Origin of the sequence: Sulfuricurvum sp. (genome assembly GCF_049277495.1) — a bacterium.
GTDB lineage: Bacteria > Campylobacterota > Campylobacteria > Campylobacterales > Sulfurimonadaceae > Sulfuricurvum.
This window is the reverse complement of sequence record NZ_JBASYM010000008.1, coordinates 118866-127312: the sequence shown is the minus strand read 5'-3', so window position 1 is coordinate 127312 and position 8447 is coordinate 118866. Positions and strand designations below refer to the sequence as shown.

Genomic DNA, 8447 nt, shown 5'->3' with positions numbered 1-8447 from the left:
CCGTTAGTCCATATCATCCGTAATTCATGCGACCACGGAATTGAAACGCCGGAGGTGCGATTGGCAGCCGGCAAGGATGAGACAGGAACCATTCGTCTGAAAGCATACCATGAAGGGAATCATATCGTCATCCAAATTATTGATGACGGTAAAGGGCTTGATGCCGAAATGCTTAAAATCAAGTCGATTGAAAAAGGTGTCATCACCGAAAAAGAGGCTGATGGACTCACCGAAAAAGAGGCATTCGGTCTCATTTTCCGCCCGGGCTTCTCTACGGCGGCTCAAGTTACCAGCGTTTCAGGACGCGGGGTAGGGATGGACGTTGTTAAAACCAATATCGAAAAACTCAACGGTATGATCGATATCGACTCCGAAGTGGGTCAGGGTACGTCGATGAAACTCAAAATCCCGCTGACGTTGGCGATTATACAGGCGTTACTCGTCGGAGTACAGGAAGAGTACTATGCGATTCCGCTTGCTTCGGTTTTGGAAACGGTTCGTATCAGCAAAGATGAGATCTATACGGTTGAAAACCGCTCCGTTATGCGTCTGCGGGATGAAGTTCTTTCGCTGGTGCATATCGGTGATATTTTTGAAGTTGAGCGGGTATTTGATAACAGCGAACATGCATATGTCGTCGTCTTGGGTCTGGCAGAGAGTAAGATCGGTTTGATCGTCGATTCACTGGTAGGGCAAGAAGAGATCGTTATTAAATCGCTCGGCGAATATCTCAAAGGGATCGAAGGGATTGCCGGAGCAACCATCCGCGGCGATGGAGGAGTAACCTTGATCGTCGATGTCGCGGCATTGATGCAGATGGCAAAATCGGTTAAATCGACTGTAGGTCAGGAAAGCGCCGAAGCAAAAGGACGTCTAAGCATTAAAAATAAACCGAGCGATTATACGGTGATGATCGTAGACGATTCTAAAACCGACCGTACGATTATGCGCAAATCCTTAGAACCGTTGGGGATTACACTCGTCGAAGCAACGGACGGGGTGGAAGCGCTCAATATCCTCAAACAGGGTGATTTCGTATTCGACGGTATGCTTGTCGATATCGAGATGCCGCGAATGGACGGATATACATTAGCTGCTGAGATCAAAAAATACAACAAGTATAAAAATCTGCCGTTGATCGCCGTAACCTCCCGTACCGGCAAAGCCGACCGTATGCGCGGAGTAGAATCGGGAATGGTGGAATACATCACGAAACCGTATTCTCCGGAATACCTGATGAATGTTGTCAAACGCAATATCAAGTTTAATGAGGGGCTATAACAATGAGCGAAAAACTTCAACAAATTATTAATAAGCAGCAGAAAACCCTCTCCGGAGATGACGTTAAAATCGATGAAGTGATTCAGCTGGTCGGATTCATCGTCGGTGACGAAGAATTTTCGGTACCCATTTTAAGCATTCAGGAGATCATTAAACCGATTTCTTGGACCCGTGTTCCTCAGACTCCTGCCTATATTTTAGGAGTTTTCAATCTTCGCGGTTCCGTTATCCCGCTGATTGATTTACGCTCACGTTTCGGACTGGAGATGATCAAACATACCGAAGAGACCCGGTTTATTGTGATGAAAAACGGCGATGATGTCGCGGGATTCGTCATTGACCGATTAACGGAAGCGATTCGGTTACCGAAACGTGATGTCGGTCCGGCACCCGATACGATTTCGGAAGAAGAGAGTATGATTGACGGGGTCGGCAAACAGTCGGACCGTATTATCACTATTTTGAAAGTTCATAAACTTTTGGAACGAAACTTCTGATACTGAATCGTATCGGGGCTTTGCCCCAAGAGCTGCGCCAGCGGTTATAATATTGAAGTCCGCTTCTTACGAAGCAGAATTTAAATTACTTTATTTATTTTGTGGCACAATATCGTCATGAATGAAACACACTTTTTTGAGCGACGCCGCAGACTCCTTGACCTGATGGATGAGGGGGTTGCGATCATCGCCTCTGCACCGCTTCAAACCCGTTCCAACGACACTGAATACCCTTACCGACAAAACAGCGATTTTTATTACTTATGCGGATTTACCGAAGATAATTCCCTCTTGGTTCTGATCAAAACGGCGACTGAAACCAAAACGCTCCTTTTCGTGGAAGCCTACAATGCCGAACATGCTTTGTGGAACGGTGCACGACTGGGGCTGGAGGGTGCGAAGGAACGGTTTAGCGTCGATGAAGTCCGGGATATTGCAGATTACAATGAGACGATCAAAGAGATTTTACGCGAGCATATCAATCTCTATATCGATTTGTACAGTGATTCTTCAAGACTCACCGAAGCGAAACAGGCGGCACAGGCGTTGCATTCTAGCCGGGGAATAAAGCGTCATATCCGCTCCATCCGCGATGTCACCTACTTGATCCGAACGCTGAGGCTGTTCAAGTCTGCCGAAGAGATCACCCAGATACGCCAAGCGATAGACATTACGGCGAAAGCCCATCATGCTGCAATGCGTGAGTGCCGAAGCGGGATGAGCGAATATCAGCTCCAAGCCGCGATGAGTTATGTGTTCCTCAGCAGCGGTGCGGCGTATGAAGCTTACGGTGCGATTGTCGCAGGGGGGAATAATGCCAATACCCTCCATTATATCGATAACCGTGAAGTGCTGCGAGACGGCGATCTGGTCCTGATCGATGCGGCATGCGAGTGGAATCTTTACGCCAGTGACATTACCCGGACGTTTCCGGTGAACGGAAAATTCAGCAATGCACAGCGTGAAGTCTATGCAAAAGTGCTGGCGGTTCAGTTACAGGTGATTGGGGCGATCAAGCCTGGGGTCAAACGCGACTGGTTTCAAACCTACAGTGAAGAGCTTCTTTGCGACGCATTGATCGATCTCGGGATTTTGAGCGGTAAACGCGAGACACTGATGGAAGCCAAAGAACACAAAAAATATGCTCCGCACGGAATCGGACACTGGATGGGGCTGGATGTCCATGACCCTTGTCCGTATGTCGATGAAGCAGGGGAACCATTAGCGTTTGCGGAGGGGATGGTGATGACCATCGAACCGGGGATCTATCTCAGAGCGGACGATGAGAGTGTTCCGGAAAAATATCGGGGGATCGGGATCCGTATCGAGGACAATATCCTCGTTACCTCTGCCGGAAATGAGAACCTCTCCTCGATGATTGCAAAAACAATCGATGAGATCGAAGAAATGTGCAACGGTTAATTGTAGCTATAGCTCCATCCGGTGAAGCCGTCTTTGGCCTCTTTAAATCCGTCGGAATCTCCTAAGAAATCGATAACATGCAGCAAGGTCCAGGGAATAGTATTGGCTTCGGCATCATCGATGATGTGGTGCGGCATCGGGGTCTCTTGCGTGGTCAGCGCAAAGGCGACCCGTTCGAGATTGCTTAAAACATGTTTCGTTTCCGTAATGGCGTATTCACGGCAGAATTTTTCCAGAATTTGGGGTTTGACCGTTTCGGGAAGAACCTCGGAGGTATTCAGGATGATCGTAAAGTGCAGCGGCAATTCGGATGCTGCCATCATGGATGGTGATGCTATAATGATAAATTCAACCCCTTCCAGAAGTTTTTGAATTTCAGGCTGTGACAAGTAACTGTGTACTTTGAGTGCTTGCATCTCTTGCATTAACATTTCCCTTCAAGTATTTTAGTGATGAGTGAGGTCATTCCGATATGGAGATTATAGTTCGTAATCGGAAAATCGACCCATTCATCGGAAAGATTGACAGTATAGCTGCTCAGATACTTCCCTAATATCTCCAAATCGATCGGTTCATAAGCGGCACAGCGATCATCCGCCAATTTCGTTCGGACCAATTTTCCCTCCCGGTTGCTGTTGGCGAGGGTAAAAGCGAGGGTTTTGAGGCTGAGCAGGTCGCACCAGCGGATAAAAAGCATCGGTGTAAGCTCCGTATGGGGATTTCCCTCAGGATCAAAGAGGAGGTTCTGGGCTCTTAAGGGAATCAAAACGCTTAAAATGGCTTCCGCAAAAGGGAGAGATTTTTGCTGCCAAAACGGGGCATCATCGCTCCGATCCATTGCCGTAGCAAAGGCTCCCAGTATTGCCGAAGCATCTTCGGATTTGAGAAGCGTGGACATCGAGTGTAAAACCATTCTGGACTCCTCATTTTTGGTGCAACTTTAACCTTTTTTGTATAATATGCGTATTAACTAAAGGAGTTTTAATGATCGATAAAGGATGGGTAACAAATAGTATTTCAATCGGACTGATCGCAGCCTCATATACCGTAGAGGGAAACAGTGCCGCGGTGATCCGCAGTGCCGGATTGTTCGCTCTCTCCGGAGCGGTAACCAATCAGCTTGCCATTCATATGCTGTTTGAAAAAGTACCGGGGCTCTATGGATCGGGGATCATCATCGATCGGTTTGAATCCATACGTTCAGCGCTTAAAGTTCTGATTATGGAACAGTTTTTCACACCGGAAAAGATCGAAAGTTTTGTCCAATCGCAAGAGAGGAGTATTGATCTCGCTCCTATTATTGAAGAGACCGATTTTACGCCGGCATATGATGCTCTTTTAAAGAGTGTGATGGAATCTCCGATGGGGGGGATGATCGGAATGTTCGGAGGGGAGGCCCTGATTGAGAAACTCAAAGCGCCGTTTTTAGAAAAGATCAAAGTTTCCACGATTGAGATTTCTCAGAGCGAGTCGTTTATGAATGCGCTGAACACCCATCTGCATCAGGGGAGTTCTCATCTGGCCGGAACGATCGACTCGATTGTCGAAGAACGCCTCGCAGAGCTTACTCCCGTGATGATCAAAGAGATGCTGCATGCCCTGATGAAAGAGCATTTGGGATGGCTTGTCGTGTGGGGCGGAGTATTCGGCGGCATCATCGGAATGGGGGCTTCACTCCTCATGTAAGGAGTGTGACTTAAAAGACTTGACAATAAGTGACTCAAAGTATTATAATACTTTTAACTCAAACCAAAGGATTTTAATATGCAAAACATTTTTGAAAAATTAACCCATCAAATGACCGAGATGATCGAATCATCGATCTCCTTGGCCTTACACAATAAAAACAGCGAAGTAGAACCGATCCATTTTTTATGGGCCCTACTTGCCAACAGCAACTCACCTCTCAATCAAGCACTGGTGAAAATGAACGTCGATAAAACGGCGATCGAACTGGATGTGAAAAGCGCTGGCAAAAAACTGGCGACCTCCTCCAGTGTTACCAAAGAAAGTATCCGCCTTTCAAGAGCCTTTGTTCATGCCCTTGAACGGGCATCTGCCGAAATGGCGGTGAACGGTGATGAATTTATCGCTATCGACACCTTTTTACTCGGGAATCTGAACCATTCACCGTTTAAAGAGGTCCTTGAAAAATATGTCAATGTCTTTGAACTGCGCAAAACGTTCGAAGCAATGCGTGCGGGACAAAAAATCGAAAGCCAGACCGCCGATGAAAATTTAGAATCTCTGAGCAAATACGGAATCGATTTGAATCGTGAAGCGATGGACGGAAAACTCTCTCCCGTCATCGGACGGGATGAAGAGATCAGCCGGATGATGCAAATCTTGATCCGTAAAACAAAGAACAATCCGATCCTGCTAGGGGAACCTGGTGTCGGTAAAACGGCATTGGTAGAGGGATTGGCACAGCGTATCGTGAACAAAGAGGTACCGCTCAGTCTGCAAAACAAACGGGTTGTTACCCTCGATATGAGCGCATTGATCGCGGGGGCAAAGTATCGCGGAGAGTTCGAAGACCGACTGAAAGCGGTTATCGACGAGGTTAAAAAGAGCGGAAACGTCATCCTCTTTATTGATGAGATTCATACCATCGTCGGAGCAGGGGCCTCGGAGGGATCGATGGATGCCGCCAATATCCTCAAACCCGCACTGGCACGCGGAGAGCTTCATACGATCGGTGCGACAACGCTCAAAGAGTACCGCAAATATTTTGAAAAAGATGCCGCATTGCAGCGCCGTTTTCAGCCGGTGAATGTAGATGAGCCGAGTGTCAACCAATCGCTGCAAATTTTGCGCGGGCTCAAAGAACGCTTGGAAGCACACCACAACGTTACGATTACCGATTCGGCACTGGTCGCGGCAGCGAAGCTTTCGGATCGCTACATCAACGACCGATTTTTACCGGACAAAGCGATCGATTTGATCGATGAAGCAGCGGCCGAACTCAAAATGCAGATCGAATCAGAGCCTAACGCACTTGCGGCGGTAAAACGCAAATTGACGAACTTGCAGGTGGAAAAAGAGGCTCTGAAAATGGAAGAGTCCGTTGCCAATACCAAACGTCTGGAAGAGATAGAAAAAGAGCTCGCCGATGTAAGTGAGGAACGCCGTACCCTTGATTCGCAGTTCGGACATGAAAAAGAGGTGTTCAATTATATGGCGAAGCTCAAAGGGGATATTGAAGCAAAACGCCGAGAAGCAGAGAGCGCAAAACAAAACGCCGACTTTAACAAAGCGGCGGAGATCGAATACGGCCAGATCCCTAAACTTTTCGAAGAAGAAAAGGTGCTTAACGAAAAATGGAAAGGGATGATGGCGGCGGGAACACTTCTCAAAAACAGCGTAGACGAAGCGTCAATCGCAGGAATCGTGAGCCGTTGGACGAAAATTCCGGTCAACAAGATGCTCCAAAGCGAAAAAGAGAAGATTCTTCACATCGAGGATGAGCTAAACCGTGATGTCGTCGGTCAGGAAAAAGCGACCCATGCGGTGGCGCGTGCGATCAAACGGAACAAAGCCGGGCTCTCCGATAAGAGCCGTCCGATCGGATCGTTTTTGTTTCTCGGGCCTACCGGGGTCGGAAAAACCCAAACGGCGAAGACACTGGCAAAATTCCTCTTCGACAGTGCCGATTCGATGATTCGAATCGATATGTCGGAATATATGGAGAAACATGCGGTATCCCGTCTCGTCGGTGCACCTCCGGGATATGTCGGATTTGATGAGGGGGGACAGCTTACCGAAGCGGTACGCCGTAAACCCTACAGTGTTATTTTGTTTGATGAGGTCGAAAAAGCCCATCCGGATGTTTTCAACGTACTCCTTCAGGTGCTCGATGACGGGCGTCTGACCGATAATAAAGGGGTCATGGTCGATTTCACCAATACGATCATCATTTTGACCTCCAACATCGCGAGCGACAAGATTATGGCCCATCACGGCGAAGCCGGTCTGGAAGAGATGGTACTCGGTGAACTTAAACAGCATTTCAAGCCGGAGTTTTTGAACCGCTTGGATGATGTCGTCGTCTTTAATCCGTTAGGGGAAGCACAGATCCTCAGCATCGTGGATCTTTTCTTTAAAGACATCGCGGCCAAAGTGGAAGAGAGAGATATTACCCTTACCCTTAGCGATGCGGCGAAACGCTATATCGCGACTGCGGGCTTTGATCCGGTATACGGAGCGCGCCCTCTCAAACGGGCTCTCTATGAGATCGTCGAAGACCGCTTGGCGGATCTGATCCTCAGCGGAGAGGTCGAAGAGGGCTCATCCGTAACCTTCGATGCTCAGGGAGACGAGATTACCGTTTCTGTGGCATAATCGCATTCATGAAAACGATTGCCTTGCTTTTTGTATTATTGTTGCCGCTTTGGGGATGTACGGGAGATTGTATGACCTGTCATCCCGCATTGCTGAAAAATATCGATGCCGACAAGCGTCACAAGCCGATGACAACGTGTATCAAATGCCACAGTGCCAACCCTTCTAAAATGGCCGATTGCGGAAGCGATTGTTTCGCGTGCCATCCGGTTGCAAAGATCGAGGGGGTGAGGGTGGCAGAACACGCCGTGATCCGCGAATGCCGTGATTGCCACATGAAACTGAAGACTTCTTTGCGGATGGATATCGTACCTCAGGGGCAGTCAAATCAGCCGATGCTCAGGGATTTTTTGAACCCCTAAGCGTACATAGGCTCGAAAAGTTTATCGAATCCGTCGATGATTTTTTGCATCAGTTTTTGGGCTTCTTCCAGCATCTTTTCATGACTTTTGACACTGTTGAGGGCGTTATCGAAAAGATCGGCTACCCCTTTTTTTGCGTGATTTTTGACGTTTTCATCACTGTTTTTCAGGTTTCCGATGAGTTTTGTGACATCGGAAGCGACTTTGTTAATCGGTGATGTGGGGTTCTGATCTTCGAGTTCTTTCATAAACTTATTGATGTAAGGCTGTGCCTTTTTCATAAAAGCATTGATCTCTTTTTGATCTTGAGCGGTGATGCCGTTACTGTCAAGATTAAATGAAAATGCCTGCATCGATGAAAAGGAGAAAGATTGTTCTTTGCTCCCCGGCGCTGTTTTTTCGCTCAGGGAAAGCGATTGGGTGTTTTCAAAGTTAAGAGAAAGAGAATCTCCCGAACTGGTCTTCATCTGAAGAGTGAGTTCGTGAGAACGGTACGCATCAAAAGAGGTTGAGGTTGTCATGTCGGCACCTTTCAAGATTGAAT

General features: G+C 47.6%; 9 protein-coding genes. 6 read left to right on the top strand and 3 right to left on the bottom strand.

Annotated features, from left to right (window positions below):
- From WAO38_RS02050 to WAO38_RS02040, 3 genes are all read left to right on the top strand, one after another.
- A partial coding sequence (locus tag WAO38_RS02050) for a hybrid sensor histidine kinase/response regulator (RefSeq protein ID WP_422233861.1) occupies nucleotides 1-1281 on the top strand: 1281 nt, incomplete at its 5' end.
- 2 nt (nucleotides 1282-1283) lie between these two features.
- The gene (locus tag WAO38_RS02045; RefSeq protein WP_422233859.1) at nucleotides 1284-1778 is read left to right on the top strand and encodes a chemotaxis protein CheW; all 495 of its coding nucleotides are present in this window, start codon (nucleotides 1284-1286) and stop codon (nucleotides 1776-1778) included.
- 117 nt (nucleotides 1779-1895) lie between these two features.
- Nucleotides 1896-3200 (top strand): aminopeptidase P N-terminal domain-containing protein, encoded by a 1305-nt coding sequence (locus WAO38_RS02040; protein ID WP_422233857.1) that lies wholly within the window; start codon nucleotides 1896-1898, stop codon nucleotides 3198-3200.
- On the opposite strand, the gene WAO38_RS02035 is transcribed toward WAO38_RS02040, so the two are convergent.
- Together WAO38_RS02035 and WAO38_RS02030 are read right to left on the bottom strand one after the other, a co-directional pair.
- Nucleotides 3197-3625, bottom strand: a complete 429-nt coding sequence (locus WAO38_RS02035; RefSeq protein WP_422233855.1) for a hypothetical protein — start codon at nucleotides 3623-3625, stop codon at nucleotides 3197-3199. The two genes, WAO38_RS02040 and WAO38_RS02035, sit on opposite strands and share 4 nt — an antisense overlap.
- Nucleotides 3625-4113, bottom strand: coding sequence for a hypothetical protein (locus WAO38_RS02030; RefSeq protein ID WP_422233853.1), 489 nt, complete (start codon nucleotides 4111-4113; stop codon nucleotides 3625-3627). The genes WAO38_RS02035 and WAO38_RS02030 overlap by 1 nt, the downstream gene beginning before the upstream one ends.
- Nucleotides 4114-4184: 71 nt before the next feature.
- Here WAO38_RS02030 and WAO38_RS02025 point away from each other — a divergent pair, with 71 nt between their 5' ends.
- The 3 genes from WAO38_RS02025 to WAO38_RS02015 all read left to right on the top strand — a co-directional run bounded on the left by WAO38_RS02025 (nucleotide 4185) and on the right by WAO38_RS02015 (nucleotide 7903).
- The gene (locus WAO38_RS02025) at nucleotides 4185-4886 is read left to right on the top strand and encodes a DUF445 domain-containing protein (RefSeq protein WP_422233851.1); all 702 of its coding nucleotides are present in this window, start codon (nucleotides 4185-4187) and stop codon (nucleotides 4884-4886) included.
- Nucleotides 4887-4964: 78 nt separating this feature from the next.
- Nucleotides 4965-7541, top strand: a complete 2577-nt coding sequence (locus WAO38_RS02020) for an ATP-dependent Clp protease ATP-binding subunit (protein ID WP_422233850.1) — start codon at nucleotides 4965-4967, stop codon at nucleotides 7539-7541.
- 8 nt (nucleotides 7542-7549) lie between these two features.
- Nucleotides 7550-7903 (top strand): hypothetical protein, encoded by a 354-nt coding sequence (locus WAO38_RS02015; RefSeq protein ID WP_422233848.1) that lies wholly within the window; start codon nucleotides 7550-7552, stop codon nucleotides 7901-7903.
- Here the strand turns inward: WAO38_RS02015 and WAO38_RS02010 are convergent.
- The gene (locus WAO38_RS02010; protein WP_422233846.1) at nucleotides 7900-8424 is read right to left on the bottom strand and encodes a hypothetical protein; all 525 of its coding nucleotides are present in this window, start codon (nucleotides 8422-8424) and stop codon (nucleotides 7900-7902) included. The genes WAO38_RS02015 and WAO38_RS02010 overlap by 4 nt on opposite strands.
- Nucleotides 8425-8447 lie beyond the last annotated feature (23 nt).

Excerpts from the sequence above, each read along its gene's own strand:
- WAO38_RS02045 (WP_422233859.1), top strand. The coding sequence starts at position 1,284 with ATGAGCGAAAAACTTCAACAAATTATTAATAAGCAGCAGAAAACCCTC.
- WAO38_RS02040 (WP_422233857.1), top strand. The coding sequence starts at position 1,896 with ATGAATGAAACACACTTTTTTGAGCGACGCCGCAGACTCCTTGACCTG.
- WAO38_RS02035 (WP_422233855.1), bottom strand. The coding sequence starts at position 3,625 with ATGCAAGAGATGCAAGCACTCAAAGTACACAGTTACTTGTCACAGCCT.
- WAO38_RS02030 (WP_422233853.1), bottom strand. The coding sequence starts at position 4,113 with ATGGTTTTACACTCGATGTCCACGCTTCTCAAATCCGAAGATGCTTCG.
- WAO38_RS02025 (WP_422233851.1), top strand. The coding sequence starts at position 4,185 with ATGATCGATAAAGGATGGGTAACAAATAGTATTTCAATCGGACTGATC.
- WAO38_RS02020 (WP_422233850.1), top strand. The coding sequence starts at position 4,965 with ATGCAAAACATTTTTGAAAAATTAACCCATCAAATGACCGAGATGATC.
- WAO38_RS02015 (WP_422233848.1), top strand. The coding sequence starts at position 7,550 with ATGAAAACGATTGCCTTGCTTTTTGTATTATTGTTGCCGCTTTGGGGA.
- WAO38_RS02010 (WP_422233846.1), bottom strand. The coding sequence starts at position 8,424 with ATGACAACCTCAACCTCTTTTGATGCGTACCGTTCTCACGAACTCACT.